The sequence below is a fragment of the Ruegeria atlantica genome (assembly GCF_013033965.1).
Taxonomy (GTDB): Bacteria; Pseudomonadota; Alphaproteobacteria; order Rhodobacterales; family Rhodobacteraceae; genus Ruegeria; species Ruegeria atlantica_D.
The window spans coordinates 49,383-64,073 of sequence record NZ_WQFE01000013.1 but is presented as its reverse complement, the minus strand read 5'-3'; the positions used below and the strand labels follow the sequence as shown (position 1 = coordinate 64,073).

The 14,691-nt window shown below is 56.6% G+C and carries 13 protein-coding genes; 4 read left to right on the top strand and 9 right to left on the bottom strand.

Annotated features, from left to right (window positions below; genetic code table 11):
- The first annotated feature begins 113 nt into the window (after window positions 1–113).
- The 4 genes from GOW16_RS19570 to GOW16_RS19555 all read left to right on the top strand — a co-directional run bounded on the left by GOW16_RS19570 (window position 114) and on the right by GOW16_RS19555 (window position 4,664).
- On the top strand, window positions 114–1,238 hold the full coding sequence (locus tag GOW16_RS19570; protein WP_170418722.1) for an extracellular solute-binding protein: 1,125 nt from the start codon (window positions 114–116) through the stop codon (window positions 1,236–1,238).
- Window positions 1,239–1,356: 118 nt separating this feature from the next.
- Window positions 1,357–2,469 (top strand): ABC transporter ATP-binding protein, encoded by a 1,113-nt coding sequence (locus GOW16_RS19565; RefSeq protein WP_170418719.1) that lies wholly within the window; start codon window positions 1,357–1,359, stop codon window positions 2,467–2,469.
- A 12-nt stretch (window positions 2,470–2,481) separates the two neighbouring features.
- Complete coding sequence (locus tag GOW16_RS19560) at window positions 2,482–3,402, top strand: ABC transporter permease (RefSeq protein WP_170418716.1); 921 nt, start codon at window positions 2,482–2,484, stop codon at window positions 3,400–3,402.
- The gene (locus tag GOW16_RS19555; RefSeq protein ID WP_170418713.1) at window positions 3,399–4,664 is read left to right on the top strand and encodes an ABC transporter permease; all 1,266 of its coding nucleotides are present in this window, start codon (window positions 3,399–3,401) and stop codon (window positions 4,662–4,664) included. The genes GOW16_RS19560 and GOW16_RS19555 overlap by 4 nt, the downstream gene beginning before the upstream one ends.
- Before the next feature lie 37 nt (window positions 4,665–4,701).
- Here GOW16_RS19555 and GOW16_RS19550 read toward each other — a convergent pair whose 3' ends face one another.
- Genes GOW16_RS19550 through GOW16_RS19510 form a run of 9 tightly spaced genes read right to left on the bottom strand, consistent with a single transcriptional unit; the run spans window position 4,702 to window position 14,609 of the window.
- Window positions 4,702–6,618 carry a beta-galactosidase gene (locus GOW16_RS19550; RefSeq protein WP_170418710.1) on the bottom strand — a complete coding sequence of 639 codons (1,917 nt, stop codon included), beginning with the start codon at window positions 6,616–6,618 and terminating at the stop codon, window positions 4,702–4,704.
- Window positions 6,615–7,475 (bottom strand): SMP-30/gluconolactonase/LRE family protein, encoded by an 861-nt coding sequence (locus tag GOW16_RS19545; protein WP_170418708.1) that lies wholly within the window; start codon window positions 7,473–7,475, stop codon window positions 6,615–6,617. Before GOW16_RS19545 ends, GOW16_RS19550 begins: the two co-directional genes overlap by 4 nt.
- Window positions 7,472–8,077 carry a 2-dehydro-3-deoxy-6-phosphogalactonate aldolase gene (locus GOW16_RS19540; RefSeq protein WP_170418705.1) on the bottom strand — a complete coding sequence of 202 codons (606 nt, stop codon included), beginning with the start codon at window positions 8,075–8,077 and terminating at the stop codon, window positions 7,472–7,474. The genes GOW16_RS19545 and GOW16_RS19540 overlap by 4 nt, the downstream gene beginning before the upstream one ends.
- On the bottom strand, window positions 8,074–8,967 hold the full coding sequence (locus tag GOW16_RS19535) for a 2-dehydro-3-deoxygalactonokinase (protein ID WP_170418702.1): 894 nt from the start codon (window positions 8,965–8,967) through the stop codon (window positions 8,074–8,076). The genes GOW16_RS19540 and GOW16_RS19535 overlap by 4 nt, the downstream gene beginning before the upstream one ends.
- Before the next feature lie 4 nt (window positions 8,968–8,971).
- Complete coding sequence (locus GOW16_RS19530; RefSeq protein WP_170418699.1) at window positions 8,972–9,739, bottom strand: SDR family NAD(P)-dependent oxidoreductase; 768 nt, start codon at window positions 9,737–9,739, stop codon at window positions 8,972–8,974.
- Window positions 9,739–11,448, bottom strand: coding sequence for an IlvD/Edd family dehydratase (locus GOW16_RS19525; RefSeq protein ID WP_170418696.1), 1,710 nt, complete (start codon window positions 11,446–11,448; stop codon window positions 9,739–9,741). The genes GOW16_RS19530 and GOW16_RS19525 overlap by 1 nt, the downstream gene beginning before the upstream one ends.
- Before the next feature lie 24 nt (window positions 11,449–11,472).
- The gene (locus tag GOW16_RS19520; protein ID WP_170418693.1) at window positions 11,473–12,813 is read right to left on the bottom strand and encodes an alpha-glucosidase/alpha-galactosidase; all 1,341 of its coding nucleotides are present in this window, start codon (window positions 12,811–12,813) and stop codon (window positions 11,473–11,475) included.
- 22 nt (window positions 12,814–12,835) lie between these two features.
- Window positions 12,836–13,684: a carbohydrate ABC transporter permease gene (locus tag GOW16_RS19515; protein ID WP_170418690.1), complete on the bottom strand. Its 849-nt coding sequence runs from the start codon at window positions 13,682–13,684 to the stop codon at window positions 12,836–12,838.
- A gap of 1 nt (window position 13,685) precedes the next feature.
- Window positions 13,686–14,609 (bottom strand): carbohydrate ABC transporter permease, encoded by a 924-nt coding sequence (locus GOW16_RS19510; protein ID WP_170418687.1) that lies wholly within the window; start codon window positions 14,607–14,609, stop codon window positions 13,686–13,688.
- Between the last annotated feature and the right edge of the window lie 82 nt (window positions 14,610–14,691).

The window sequence follows — 14,691 nt, the reverse complement described above, 5'->3', positions numbered from 1 at the left end:
GGACATACGAAATTTCCAATCATGCACTTTTGGCCTGACAACGCTTGCGCAAAGTTCTAGCGTGGCAACCATAATAACAAAACAACACTGTCCAATAACGGGAGAATCTAAATATGGTTGAACGGAATACTCTTTCTAGGCGCTCGGTCCTGAAAGGCGCGGGTGCGGCTGCACTGGCAGCGCCGCTTTACAGCAAAAGCGCGCTGGCATCTTCGGGTGAGATCAACATTCTGATGTGGTCGGACTATCTTCCGCCCGCCTTCCTGCAAGAGTTTGAAACTCTGACTGGAATCAAGGTGAACTACACCGGCATTGGGTCGAACGAAGAAATCATCAACAAGATGAAGGCTACAAAAGGCCAGGGCTTCGACATCGTATCGCCGACCAACAACCGCTCACTGCAGTGGCAACCGCTGGAGCTGTTGCAACCGTTCGATATGAACAAGGTTCCGATTGATCTGGTGAATCCTGCGATGGCGGCGATTGGCACGGATGCCTGGAACTTTGGTGACAGCGGCGTACACTGGCTGCCGCATATCTGGGGCACCGAAGGCATCGCATATCGCACGGACCTGTGGCTGCCCGAGGGCGACGCACCGTCCTATGGCGATGTCTGGTCCGAAGAGAACGCAGGCAAAACCATGGGCCGCGCGCATTCGATGATGCTGGGAGCAGGGCTCTATATGGAACGCGCTGGCGAAATGGAGCCGGGTTCTGTCTGGGCCGCTTATGGCGACGAAGACACCATGCGCAAGGTTTGGGGCCAGATCACCGACTGGTGTATCGAGCGCAAGAACCGGATCAAACTGATCTGGAACGACGCCGATACCCAAAAGAACGGTCTGCTGAACGAAGGCGTTGTTGTCGGCCAGACATGGGACGGCCCGCCGCTGGCCCTGAAATCGGCTGGTGAGCCGGTGCACTATCAGGCACCGGTCGAGGGCGCGATGGCTTGGGTCGACGGTATGGCGATGCCGACCGGTGCTGCCAATATCGATCAGGTCTACGCCTTCATCGACTTTGCCTATCAGGCAAAACCGGCCGGCGTGGCGATTGACAGCCACGGCTACAACTCACCGGTTCTGGGTGCCGACCAGTATTCTGGCGATACCTACAAGAAGAACTTTGCCGAGGCCTATCCGGGCGACTCGCTGGCAAACCTGAATCCGTGGCCTGCTGAGGCTCCGTGGTATGCTGAAACCCGGACCGAATTCGTCAACAAATTCAAGAGCGCCTGATCGCTTTGAAACCCTGCCCTCCGCCAAAGCGCGGAGGGCAATGAACCCGCACGCTTTGACCGCGTGACGGATGCATATGGGGCGCGTTGGGGAACAGCGCCAAACGGAGATAACAAAAATGAGTGCAGGGGTCGGTGTAGATCTGGAGAACCTGTGGATTCGTTTCGGTGACTTTGTCGCCGTCAGGGATGCAAATGTGAATATCAACGGGGGCGACTTCTTTTCGTTCCTTGGGCCGTCGGGCTGCGGTAAGACGACAATCCTGCGCGCAGTATCGGGTTTTCTGGACCCAAGCGAGGGCAAAGTTCTGATTGGCGGCAAGGACATGCGCGGCATTGGTCCGAACAAAAGACCCACTGCGCTGATCTTCCAGAACCTGGCGCTATTCCCGTTGATGAAGGTTTGGGAAAACATCACATTCTCTCTGGAGATCAAAGGGGCCAGCACTGCGGAACGCCGTAAGCGCGCGGATGAGCTTTTGGACATGATCGCGCTGCCGGGGCAGGGCGACAAGCTGCCCAGTGAACTGTCGGGTGGTCAGCGTCAGCGTGTGGCAATTGCTCGCGCGCTTTGCGCCGAACCGGATGTGCTGTTGCTGGACGAACCGCTGTCGGCGCTGGACCTTAAGCTGCGCCAACACATGCGAACCGAATTGCGCGAGATTCAACAGCGGGTCGGTATTACCTTCATCTATATTACCCACGATCAGGGCGAGGCCCTGACAATGTCTGACAATATAGCCGTCATGCGCGCCGGGGTGATCGACCAGATTGCGGATGGCAAGACCATATACAACGATCCAAACACCGCCTTCGCGGCCTCGTTTGTGGGCGAAAACAACGTGTTTCGCGGCAAGATCAAGCAGGTCATGGGGAATGAGGCGTTGATTTCAACCAACCGTTCCGGTGATCTGGTAGCCCGCATTTCGACCGCCAATCAGGGCAAGTTGAATGAGGGTGATGATGCCATGATGTTCATTCGCCCCGAGGCGTTCGCGATTGCCGCGGATGGGGCGACCGGAGACCATTTTGTCACCGCTCGGGTGAATCATGAGGAGTTTGAGGGTAACGTCTTCAATATCTTCACCGAAGGCGATGGCGGCAAGGAAATTAAGGTGTCGCTGCCGAACCTCGGCCAATCTTTCGAGGATCACACCGGCCAGAACATCACGTTGGAATACGAGACCCGCAATGCGGTTCTGGTTCCGGCTGGTGAATTGGCGGCGGAATAAGGGAGCTAGAAAATGCCAGGCTTCCTAAAAGAATTCTTCAACCGAAATGGCACCAGCATGGGGCTGGCGATCTTGGGTCTGGTCCTGTTCTGGACCATCGGCCTGATCATCCTGCCTCAATTGTCGATGCTGGACTTTTCTTTCCGTCCGAACTTGCCGCCGCCTGAGATCGGCGGGCCCAAGGACGTTTACACGTTGGAGAATTACAAGTACCTGATCTATGGCCCCGAGGGCGGCAGCCAATCCTACAACTCCGTCGACTTGCGGGTCTTTTTCCGTACTCTGTTGGCAGCGGTCTGTGTGACGATTTTCAATCTGATCCTCTGCTATCCGATTGCCTACTATCTGGGTCAGTCCAAGGGCAGCCACATTCGCATCTTTGCGATCATGCTGATCATCCCTTACTGGATTAACGAGATCCTGCGCGCCTTTGCGCTCCGCATCATCTTCGGGGAAACCGGTGTTTTGAACACGTTGTTCATGGGGCTGGGTATCTGGGACACGCCGTTTGACTTCATCCGCAATGACATCGCGCTCTATGCCGGTTTAGGCTATGCCTACATTTTGCTGATGATCTTCCCGATGTACAACGTGATCGAAAGCCTTGACGGAAACCAGATTGAGGCGGCGCGTGACCTAGGCGCACCCTGGTGGCGGATTCACTGGCGGGTGGTCATTCCCTATGCCAAGCCGGGCATCAGCTCGGGCTGTACAATGGTCTTCATGCTGAGCGCTGGTGCGCTGGCTGCACCCCAGATTTTGGGCGGGCCATCCAGCTTGTGGTTCACGCAGCTGATCTATCAGCAATTCAACGACAACAATGACTGGCCGCAAGGTGCCGCCTACGCCATCGTGCTTCTGGTGACCTGTATCCTGTTCGTGCTGGCGATGATGCGCCTGTTCAAGGTGAATATGGGGGATATCGGGAAATGAACAATTCCTTCCTCCGCATAAGCATCTGGGTCTATCTGGCCATTTTCTTCCTGTACCTGCTTGGCCCGCTGGTGATCATGTCGGTCACGGCATTCAACTCTTCGGCTTTCCCGAGAATGACGCCGTGGGAATGCCTGACCTTTCAGTGGTTTGGAGAGCTGTTTCAGGATCAACGTATCCTGAACGGCATCAAAAACTCGCTGATCATTGGCGCCGGAACAGTAGTGCTGTCTGTGGCAATGGGTCTGGCCGGGGCGCTGATGCTGACCCAGATCTGGCCCAAGTTGCGCGCGACCTACTACACCATCATCATCGCACCGATCCTGATCCCGGGTGTTGTTCTGGGCATCTCGACGCTGGTGTTTTGGGATCGGATCAACCGGATGCTGGGTCTGGGTGCCGATAGTTTTCTGTCCAACGGTATCTTCCTGACAGTGATCGGTCAGTCCACTTTCATCGCCAGCTACTGCATGCTGGTGCTGGTGGCGCGTCTGCAACGTTATGACATCGCCCTGACCGAAGCGGCGCTGGATCTTGGTGCCAGCCATGCACAGGCCTTCCGCAAGATCCTGCTGCCGTTCATGCGCCCGGCGATTGCGTCGGCGGCGGTGCTGGCGTTTCTCGCTTCGTTCGAGAACTACAACACCACCACCTTCACCTTTGGTGAGTACCCGACGCTGACGATCGAGCTGGCCCAAAAGGTCCGCTATGGCATCACGCCGGCGATCTCTGCGCTGGCCTTCATTATCGTGGCATTGACGGTCTTCTTTGCCTTGTTGAATGAGGCCAAGCTAAAGCGTCAGGAACTGGTGGCCGTAGCCCGTAAGAAAGCCACGGTTGAAGAGCTTGCGGGTAAAATCAAGCTGCCCAGCTTCTTTGCTGGAAACATGGCGGCCGTTCTGTTGGTTGTGTTTGCAGTGGCGACGATAACTGTCGTTGGCACCGCGACGGCCTACAACCCGGGCCAGTGCATCGCCAATGTCAAAGAGCAAAAACGCCTGGAGGCTGAACAGCGCATCCAAGAGCTGCGCAAGCAGCGCGAGGAGCAGCGCAAAAAGCGTGAGGCAGAAGCAGCCGAACAGGGTGACGCACAGCAATCCGCGCCAAAACCTTCCAACAACAGTGGTTTTGGAAACGTCTTTGCGCCGAATGCTCTGGGTGGCGACGCCGAGGAGGAGAGTTCAGATACTGAAACTCCGCCTTCGAACAATGGTGGTTTCGGGGGGGCGTTCGACCCTAACAGCCTGCAGAACGACCAGTAGGTTCCGAAGCTAAACCCAAGACTTGCGCCCGGAGAGGTTATTCCTCTTCGGGCGCATCTTTTTGCGTGACGGCCACGCTACAGGAGTCGATGACGTCACCATTCCATACGACCGGTTGGGCATTGTAATTTATCAGGAAAACATGCGTTGCTGTCTCGCGACGGCGCAGCCCCATGGGCATCGGATGCAGGGCAACGTCGGTTTCGCGCGCGGCCATTTCGACGATCCGATCCCACAACGTATCATCCGGGAAGCCTGCCAGGTACCAAAGACCGTCGTCTCCCGACAGTGTGGGTGTTCCATCCCTGAATCTCAACAGATTGGGGGCTGATCCTGATACCCTGTCGATCCAATGCCGAGCCGCACCACCACCTTCAACTTCGCGCTGTATGTTAGGTGGCAAGGTTTCGACCAGATCAACGTTGCAATTTAAGCCGCGTAGACCGGGGCGCGGGTTTTGAATCTGGAAATCACTGGTAATCGCGCCGCTGCGTGGGCCAAGAACAACCAGTTCACAGGAATCTCTCAGACGACGCTCCAGATCACCGCCCAACGTCGCCAGACCCGGAGCGAGGATGAATTTGTATCCGTTGCATGGAAGGGAGACCGGCGAGATAAAGTCAACGGACAAGCCTGCGCACCGCAAGGCGCGATACGCTGAAAAGATCAACCGGAAATAGTCGAACCCCGCACCCTGAGGCTGTGTCGCCCACGCCCAGTCCGAGTCGTAGTCGAATACGATGGCCACTTGGGCCTGAACCTGAACGATGCCGCCCAATTTTGACAATTCGTCTGCTGTTTGTTTCACCTCGGTCAATGCCGGGGCAGGGCTGTTGTTGGGGGTTAGCAGACCTGCGTGCATTTGCTCCTGCGCGAAAGGGGCTTGCCGCCAGCGGAAATAGCTGACGACCTCGGCCCCGTGCGCAACGGCCTCAAGCGACCACAACTGCACCATTCCGGGTAAAGGTGCCGGATTGTATGGTGCCCAATTCACGGGGCCGGGTTGCTGTTCCATCACCCACCACCGCCCACGTCCGACTGCGCGATAGAGATCGTGGTGAAAGGCCTGCATGTCCGGGTCGCCCTGCTGAAGAAAGGCGGTTTTGTGGTCTTCATCCGCTTCGAGCCGATCAGAGAGGAAGCCAATTGGATAGCTGTCCCATGTGGCGATATCCAGATCTTCTCCGACCTTGAAATGATCGAAGTCCAGAACCCGCCCCATGTAGTTGTGCAGCAAAGGCGCGTCCGTCAATGTGCGCAGTGCATCCACCTGAGCCTTGTTGTAAGCCACGACCTGATCAGAGCTAAAGCGCCGGAACGCCAATACGTGTGCCGGGTTGGGTTCGGTTACTGTTCGGTTCGGCAGATCAATCTGGTCGAAATCTCCATATTCCATCGCCCAGAATATGTTGCCCCATGCCTCGTTCAGCGCATCTATGCTGCCGTACCGATCTTTGAGCCAACCCCGAAAGGCAGTCAGAGCGGCAGTGCTATAACTGATGGTTGTGTCATGGCAGCCGTATTCATTGTCGATCTGCCAGGCCGCAACATGCGGGTTTCGCCCATAGCGCTCGCCCATGATCCGGGCGATGCGGACGGATTCCTGAAGATAGCCGGGATGGCTGAAACAATAATGTCGGCGCGATCCGAACTTGCGGGCGTTTCCATTTGCATCAACGGCCAGCATGTCTGGGTGTTTTTCAAGCATCCAGCGTGGAGGCGTCGCCGTTGGGGTCCCCATAACAACCTTAAGCCCGGCAGCCCCCAGCGTGTCGACTGCGTGATCCAGCCAATCGAACCGCAGATCACCGGGAACCGGCTCCATCCTGCTCCAGGCAAACTCACCGATCCGGACCCAGCTAATGCCGGTTTCGACCATCCGAGCCGCATCGTCGGCCCACATGGCTTCGGGCCAATGTTCCGGGTAATAGCAAACGCCAAGTTTTGGTTTCATAGAAGGACTCTGTATTCGGCCTGGCCTTTGCCAGCATCAAGGGTGCCAAAGGTCATGCCATTGGTTGGTTGTGATTGCACCGTTTTTGCGTCCAGTCCCTGGCGGGCCGTGGTGCAAAACAGGGTTGTCAGATCTTCGCCGCCAAATGCGGGGCAAGACGTATGTGCGGCCTGAAACGAGACGGCATGTCGAAACTGACCGTTCGGATCATAGCTAGCAACACGGTTTGCACCCCATTGGGCGATCCAGATGTTTCCGTCTGCGTCGACCACCGCACCATCGGGGTAACGGCCATCAGCACGCAGGTCCAGAAACACCTGGCTTGTGCCTTCAGGCCACCCTGTCTCAGGGTCCAGCGACCAGCGCATGACCTGTAGCGTGACCGTATCGGTGTAATAGACGCAAGACTTGTCCGGGGCAAAACAGATCGCGTTCGAGATTGTGACGTCGGGCACGAGCTGGCGTAGCTCTCCCCGCCAGTACCGATAGATTGCACCGGCCCTCTGTTCTGCGTTTTTGCCCATTGTCCCGATCCAGAATCCGCCCCAGGGGTCAGCACGCCCGTCGTTGGAGCGCGTGACCGGATTGTCTGCCTCAAGGGAGGCGATCAGATCTTTTTGACCGCTGTCCAATCCAAACCGCCACAGGCCGGTTTCCGAGGCCATCAACAATGTATCTCGGTCTACCCAACCCGCCGTCGAAACATGCTCGGAAAATTGCCAGCTGTGTTGCTCACCCTTTGTGCGGGTCATCAGGCGTTTGTTGACGATGTCGAACCAGAACAGTTGCTTGCGGTCAGGATGCCACAGCGGCCCTTCACCAAGCTCACATGGGCGATCGTCAAAAACGAAGCTCATCCAGTTGCCTCGTCAAAGGCAGCGACGATCCGCTTGGCCTGACCGGCAATTTCTGTGACAGACATCCCCGGTTTGAAGAGTGCCGATCCGATCCCGAACCCGTCTGCTCCGGCCTTGATCCATTCGGCAAAATTCTCAGATCCGGCGCCGCCAACGGCATAGACCAATGTACCCAACGGTAATACTGGCCGCAGCGCAGCCAGACCACCTGGTCCGGCTGTGGCGCCGGGGAACAGTTTCAAGCCCGTAGCACCAGCCTTAAGCGCCGCGAACGCCTCAGTCGGGGTGTAGACGCCGGGCCAGCTTTGCATGTTTAGCGCGACAGAGCGACCAATGACCTCGGCGTCAAAATTCGGAGAAACGATCAGCTTACCACCAACTTGCGCTACTGCCTCTGCCTGCTCGGCTGTCAAAACCGTGCCAGCGCCGATCAGAGCCTGATCACCGATTGATTTGACCAACAATTCAATACTGTCCAGCGGGTCGGGCGAATTCAGTGGAACCTCGATCTTTTCGATACCGGCGTCGATCAGGGCATTTCCCACATTGACTGCCTCTGCCGGTTGCAGGCCACGTAAAATTGCGATGATAGGGCGGCTCATGCGATTTGCCTCGTTAGTTTGCGGGCCTGTAACAAGCCTGCCAATGTGCATTGCGTTGCGTTAGCGGTGTCCACAAAAGCGCCCTGCAGTTTCAGCGCACCCGCGTAGATCTGCGAAACCCCTTCAGCCCCGATGATTGCCAACTGTTGCCCCAACCAATAGGGACGTGTTGCGCCCAGCTCGGCCCCGATCAATAACCCGGATAACTTGGCTCGGGCTGTCCCCTTGTCCTGATCGTGCAACAAATCCGCAGCCCGCAGGCCAAACAGGCGCGCGGCCAATTGTTCGGGTTTTGACAACGCGTCCGCCGCGGCTTCGGCGAAAGCGTCAGCATCCCAACCGTCACCGACCGAATGCTTAAGCACGGACTGTTTGCAGAGCAGTTCAAACATTTCACCTGTCATGAAAGTCCGAAAGCTTACAACTTCTCCTGCGCTGATCTGAACCCATTTTGAATGCGTCCCAGGAAGGCAGACAACCCCGTCCCAGTTTGGGCGAGTTGCAAGGAAACCCGCGATTTGCGTTTCCTCGCCGCGCATAACGTCCGGCGGTGCGTTCTGCTTGAGACCAGGTACGACGAAGGCGCGCATCCGGGCATCGGTACCGGGCACCCGGATAGGCGCGTCCGGCAACGGAGCTGACGGGGCAGCTGCGTAGGGTGCCTCGACCCAACCTTGCCGCGCGCCGACCATGCCACAGGCCACAACGTCGACTGGCTCAGGGCCCAACCAGTCTTCGACAATATCCAACAGCGCGGACTGAAAAGCATCTCTGTTCAACCTGGCCATGCCGCGATCAGACTGCGCTTGCGCCAGTACGGTTTCGCCCTGCATCGCCCAAGCCCGCAAATGGGACGTTCCCCAGTCAACAGCAATCCATTCTGCATTCATGGCTTCACCCCGATACTACGACGCCGCCATCGACTGCCATGCATTGTCCTGTCATAGCGCGACTGGCATCCGAGGCCAAAAACAAGGTTGGTGCAATCATGTCTTCCGGCGTCAGGTGTTCTTTTAGGCACTGGCGTTCTAAATGCGCCGCCAGATCTTCAGGCGTGGCCCACATATCAAGTTGCTTTTGCGTCAAAACCCATCCTGGGGCCAGCGCATTCACGCGGATATTTTGCGGACCCAGTTCGCGCGCCAATGATCGTGTCATCCCGGTGATCCCGGCATTCGAAGTCGTATAGATCGGGTAGCCCGCATTCCCCATCATGTAACTGATCGAGCTGAAGTTGACGATTGCCCCCCCTTTGCCGGTCATTTGGCGCGCAGCCTCCTGACAGGCGAAGTAATATGCTTTGAGGTTCACCTCGATCATCCAATCCCAGAACTCGGGTGTGGTTTCCTCAAGCGAGTGACGCTTGTCATTGGCGGCGTTGTTGATCAGCGCGTCTATTGGACCATGCGTTTCTGCAGCTTTTTGCATCGTGACATGCAGCAATTCCGTATCCGTCATGTCGCCCTGCATGAACAGCGGCGCGCGACCGTGTTTGTCACGCATTTCTTCAACAAATGCGGTGGCGTCTGAGCGGCCGATAAATGCAACGTTTGCGCCCTGAGCCAAAAACCCATCCGTCAGAGCAGCCCCTACACCAGAGCCGCCGCCGGTGATATAGACCGACGCGCCGTTGAGGTCGTGGAATGTGGCAGGATTGTCCATCAGTGGCTCTCTCTGGTTACAAGGCGCGTGTCTTTGCCAACGAGAAAATCAAGGTCAGCGCCTTTATCGGCCTGTAGCACGTGGTCGATATAGAGCTTCGCGTAACCGCGCGTGTAGTGCGGATCTTCCGGTTGCCACGCGGCGCGGCGTTTTGCCAATTCTTTTTCATCGACCAGCAGTTCCAATTCCCCCTTGCTGGCGGACACGCGGATACGATCCCCGGTTTTGACAAGGGCCAGAGTACCTCCGGCTTGCGCCTCGGGACTGACATGCAGGATCACCGTGCCATATGCGGTGCCCGACATCCGTGCATCCGAGATACGGATCATGTCGCGCACGCCTTCTTTGACCAATTTACCAGGGATCGGCATGTTTCCGACTTCGGGCATGCCGGGATAGCCCTTTGGACCGCAGCCCTTCAGAACCAGAATGGTTTCGGACGTTACTGGCAGATCATCCCGGTCGATATTGGCTTTCAAATCCTCGATGTTCTCGAAAACGTAGGCCTCAGCTTCGGTTTCCAGCAGCGTATCCGTCGCGGCCGAGGGTTTCACGATGGCCCCGTTTGGCGCGAGGTTGCCGCGCATAACGCGCAAGCCCGCGGCAGGCTTCACCGGATCATCGAATGGGCGGATCACGTCTGGGTTAAAACACTCTGAGCCCTCAAAATGGGCCGAGATATCCTTGTTCAGAACGGTCCTTGCCGGACGCAGGAAGGTCTTCAACTCGTTCAGAACAACGGGCACTCCGCCTGCGTAGCAGAAATCTTCCATCAGGTATTTTCCAGACGGCATGCAGTTCACAAGCAGTGGAATGTCTGACCCGATTTCAAAATCCTTAAGCGTCAGATCAACGCCCACGCGGCCTGCCAACGCGAGTAAATGCACTACCGCATTGGTCGAGCCGCCAACGGCCGCGTTGGCCAGAATAGCATTCTCAAACGCTTCTTTGGTCAGGATGTCCGAAGGTTTGAGGTCTTCGTCGACCATCTCGACAATTCTCTTTCCCGTCAGATGCGCCAGCGCCATCCGGCGGGCATCAACTGCGGGCAAGGCGGCGTTGGTTGGGAGGGACATGCCCATCGCTTCGACCAGCGACGCCATGGTCGAGGCTGTGCCCATGGTCATGCAGACCCCGGCGCTGCGTGACATGCCGGACTCGGCGTTCATGAACTCCTTCAGTGTCATCTCACCAGCGCGTACAGCTTCTGAGAATTTCCAGACATCCGTTCCGGACCCGATATCCTTGCCCCGGTACTTCCCGTTCAGCATCGGGCCAGAACTGACCACGATCGAGGGCAGATCAACCGAAGCGGCCCCCATCAGTTGCCCTGGCGTGGTCTTGTCACAACCACCCAGCAGAACAACGCCGTCAATGCCATAGGCGCGGATGGATTCTTCGACGTCCATTGCCAGCAGGTTGCGAAACAGCATGGCAGTGGGCTTCATCTGGGTTTCGCCCAGCGACATGACAGGAAATTCGACCGGAAACCCTCCGGCCTCCCAAACGCCACGTTTGACGCCTTCGGCCAGATCCCGCAGGCCCGAGTTGCAGGGCGTTAGTTCCGACCACGTGTTGCAAATTCCGATGATCGGACGCCCGTCAAATGCGTGATCGGGAAAGCCCTGATTTTTCATCCACGATCTGTGGATGAAGCCATCCTTGTCCAGCTTGCCATACCAATGCTGAGAGCGGCGTTTTTTTGTCATTGTTTTAGCCTTCTTAAATTGGGGTCAGGCGGCCTTGGCAGGTTTGCACCAATCCGGCAGCCAATCGGTATGTGCTACCAGTAAGTCATCGACCAAACTGCGGATCTGGCGCAGGTCCAGCTCGGCGGCGGTATGCGGGTCCATCATCGCAGCGTGATAAATGTATTTGGGGTTCTGCTCAACCAACGCTCGTACCGTCAGTTCCTGCACGTTGATCTGGCTGCGCATCAACGCGATCAGTTGGGGCGGAATATCTGTTACGATCGAGGGTTGAACACCGTTGGCGTCGACAAGGCAGGGGGTTTCAACGGCAGCACCCAAGGGAAGTTGCGGGATCTGTCCTGTGTTGGGCAGGTTCCCGTACGCCACATACGGGTTGTCAGTCACGATTGCATTCATCAGTTCAGCGGCGAATTCATGGCTACGGATCACGCCAATATCACGTCCGTCGGTCAGTGTTTTGGCCTGTTCTTTCCAACTGGCAATCTGTTCCTCGCAGCGGGTTGGGTATTCGTCCAGAGGAATGCCGAACTGCTCAATCAGGTCCTGGCGGCCATCTTTGATGAACCATGGAACGTATTCCGCCAAGTGTTCTGAACTTTCCGTGCAGAAATAGCCCAGATGTTCCATCACCTCATACCGTACCTTGTTGGCGCAGCGTGGCATCAAAAGCGGTGGTTTGGGGATTTGCCCGCTGGCGTATCCCTGCTGCAAGGCCGGGTAGAGGTCGCGCCCGTCATGTTCCAGCCGCAGGAAAAAAGCCACGTGGTTCACACCTGCCACCTTGTAGCGGAACCCATCTTTGGGCAGGTCCAGATCATGGGCCAGTTCCTCGACGGTGTTCTGGACCGAATGGCACAGGCCGACATGTTTCAGTGTCGGAAAGCGCTCCGCCAACGCCCATGTGTTGATCGCCATTGGATTCACATATTGGAGCAGCGTCGCGTTCGGGCAGAGCTGCATCATGTCTTGTGCAACGTCCCACAACACGGGAACCGTACGCAGGCCGCGCATGATGCCACCAACACCCAATGTGTCAGCGATGGTCTGGCGCAGGCCGTATTGCTTAGGGATCTCGAAATCCGTCACTGTGCATGGTTTGTAGCCTCCGATTTGAAAGGCTGTAATGACGAAATCAGCCCCTTCCAGCGCAGCGCGCCGATCGGTATGTATGGAGACAGTCGCCCCGGTCCCAACAGAGCGGATCATCGCATTGGCGACGGATGCGCTTTCTGCAAGGCGTACAGAATCGATATCCATCAGCGCAAAATGGCTATCGGCCAATGCAGGGGTCAGCAGGGCGTCGCCCACGATATTCTGCATGAAGATCGTGGAACCCGCCCCGATAAAGGTGATCTTGGTCATGTGGCAAACCTTTGGTTTGACGTTATTTTACGGCACCGAGGGTTAAGCCCGCGATGAAGTGTTTCTGCATGAGGAAGAACATGGCCACCGGCGGCAAAGCCGCGACGATGGAGCCGGCACTCATTAACTGATAGGCCGCCCTAAATTGGGCGTTGAAGCTGGTTATGCCTGCGGTCACAGGTTGGCTTTCCGCACCCTGGGTCAGCACGACTGCCCAGAAATAATCGTTCCAGATGAAGGTAAAGATCAGCACGCTGAGCGCGGCAATTGCAGGTTTCATCAGCGGCAGCACGACGTACCAGAAGATGCGCCATTCACTGATGCCCTCGACACGTGCCGCCTCGATCAGTTCGAAGGGCAGGGCACGGATAAAGTTGCGCATGAACAGGGTACAGAAACCCGTCTGGAAGGCGATGTGGAACAAGACGAGGCCGGTTTTGGTATTGTAGAGACCCAATTCCAGAGTCAGGTCGCGTACAGGCACCATTAGGATCTGGAACGGTACAAAGTTGCCCGCAACAAACATGAAAAAGATCCATAGGTTCGAGCGGAACTTGTAGATCCCCAGTGCAAACCCGGTCATGCAGCTGAGCGCAACCGCGCCGATCACTGTTGGAACGGTGATCAGGAACGAGTTCAGCAAATAGCGCGGCATGTCTGAGTTGAAGAAAACCTGCCCATAGTTATAGGCGCCCTCGAAGCTGGACGGCATTCCCCAGTAATTTGCGTTGGTAAAGTCGGCCGCCGGTTTAACCGAGAACAGCGCTACCGCCAGTAGGGGGCCGAGCCACAGCAGCAAAGCCAGCGGCAGCATCGCTTGGTAGGTGATCTGTGCCCCGCGGGGTTGTTTTTCGATAGGTTTGGGAAACATCTTAGTGCCCCCTTTCTTCGCGATACATCGACCACAGGAAATAGGCGATAAAGCAGAGCATGATCAGGAAAAGGATCACCGCAATCGCCGCGCCATAGCCCATGCGGAAGCCGTATTCAGATAGCGCGACCTCGAACATGTAATAGGCAAGCACACGGGACGATCCGAACGGGCCGCCTTGGGTCATGATCGAGATCAGATCGAATGACCGCAGCGCGCCGATGATGGTAACTACAAAGGCGATGAAGGTCGCGGGTCGCAGTTGTGGCAGAATGATGTGCCACAGCATGCGCCCACCTTTTGCACCGTCAAGACGTCCAGCCTCAATCTGTTCTGGGTCCACGGCGTTCAGGCCGGTAAGGTAGAGGATCATGCAATAGGCCGTTTGTGGCCAGAGGCCCGCGAAGATGATCCCATATGTAACGAAGCGCTCGTCACCGAGGATATTCAGCGGTCCCATTCCAAACAGGCCAAGGAATTCGTTGAGAAGGCCAAAGGTCGGATCATAAAACCATGTAAAAACAAGGCCCACGACGACCTGCGAGATGACAAAAGGAAAGAAGAACAGTGATTTGTACAGCCGGATGCCCCAGACTGTCTGGTTCAGAAACAGAGCAATGAACAGACCGGCCGGGATCGAGAGAAGATACATGATCAACCAGATCAGGTTGTTTTTCAGCGAAATGTAGAACGCGTCCCGATCAACCCATTCCCAATACAGGTCTTCGTAGTTGCGAAAACCCACATACTCCGCTGCGCCAAGCCCATCCCATTCGTACAAAGACAGGTTAAAGGACTGGAACACCGGAATGATCACGTAGACCATGAAGAACAGCAGGCCCGGGGCCAGAAAAAGCCACGGCGCTATGCGCTGTTGATTTCTGTGGAACCAGCTTTCCTGTTCGGGGACATCGACTGCTGACATGCGCTCACTCGGATTTAGGTCAAAGGTGTAAGCCGGGTATGCACCCGCCTTACGCACGAAGTGGTGCAGGCCGGGCAGAAGC

Coding starts and splice junctions, on each gene's coding strand:
- GOW16_RS19570 (WP_170418722.1), top strand. CDS start 114: ATGGTTGAACGGAATACTCTTTCTAGGCGCTCGGTCCTGAAAGGCGCG.
- GOW16_RS19565 (WP_170418719.1), top strand. CDS start 1,357: ATGAGTGCAGGGGTCGGTGTAGATCTGGAGAACCTGTGGATTCGTTTC.
- GOW16_RS19560 (WP_170418716.1), top strand. CDS start 2,482: ATGCCAGGCTTCCTAAAAGAATTCTTCAACCGAAATGGCACCAGCATG.
- GOW16_RS19555 (WP_170418713.1), top strand. CDS start 3,399: ATGAACAATTCCTTCCTCCGCATAAGCATCTGGGTCTATCTGGCCATT.
- GOW16_RS19550 (WP_170418710.1), bottom strand. CDS start 6,618: ATGAAACCAAAACTTGGCGTTTGCTATTACCCGGAACATTGGCCCGAA.
- GOW16_RS19545 (WP_170418708.1), bottom strand. CDS start 7,475: ATGAGCTTCGTTTTTGACGATCGCCCATGTGAGCTTGGTGAAGGGCCG.
- GOW16_RS19540 (WP_170418705.1), bottom strand. CDS start 8,077: ATGAGCCGCCCTATCATCGCAATTTTACGTGGCCTGCAACCGGCAGAG.
- GOW16_RS19535 (WP_170418702.1), bottom strand. CDS start 8,967: ATGAATGCAGAATGGATTGCTGTTGACTGGGGAACGTCCCATTTGCGG.
- GOW16_RS19530 (WP_170418699.1), bottom strand. CDS start 9,739: ATGGACAATCCTGCCACATTCCACGACCTCAACGGCGCGTCGGTCTAT.
- GOW16_RS19525 (WP_170418696.1), bottom strand. CDS start 11,448: ATGACAAAAAAACGCCGCTCTCAGCATTGGTATGGCAAGCTGGACAAG.
- GOW16_RS19520 (WP_170418693.1), bottom strand. CDS start 12,813: ATGACCAAGATCACCTTTATCGGGGCGGGTTCCACGATCTTCATGCAG.
- GOW16_RS19515 (WP_170418690.1), bottom strand. CDS start 13,684: ATGTTTCCCAAACCTATCGAAAAACAACCCCGCGGGGCACAGATCACC.
- GOW16_RS19510 (WP_170418687.1), bottom strand. CDS start 14,609: ATGTCAGCAGTCGATGTCCCCGAACAGGAAAGCTGGTTCCACAGAAAT.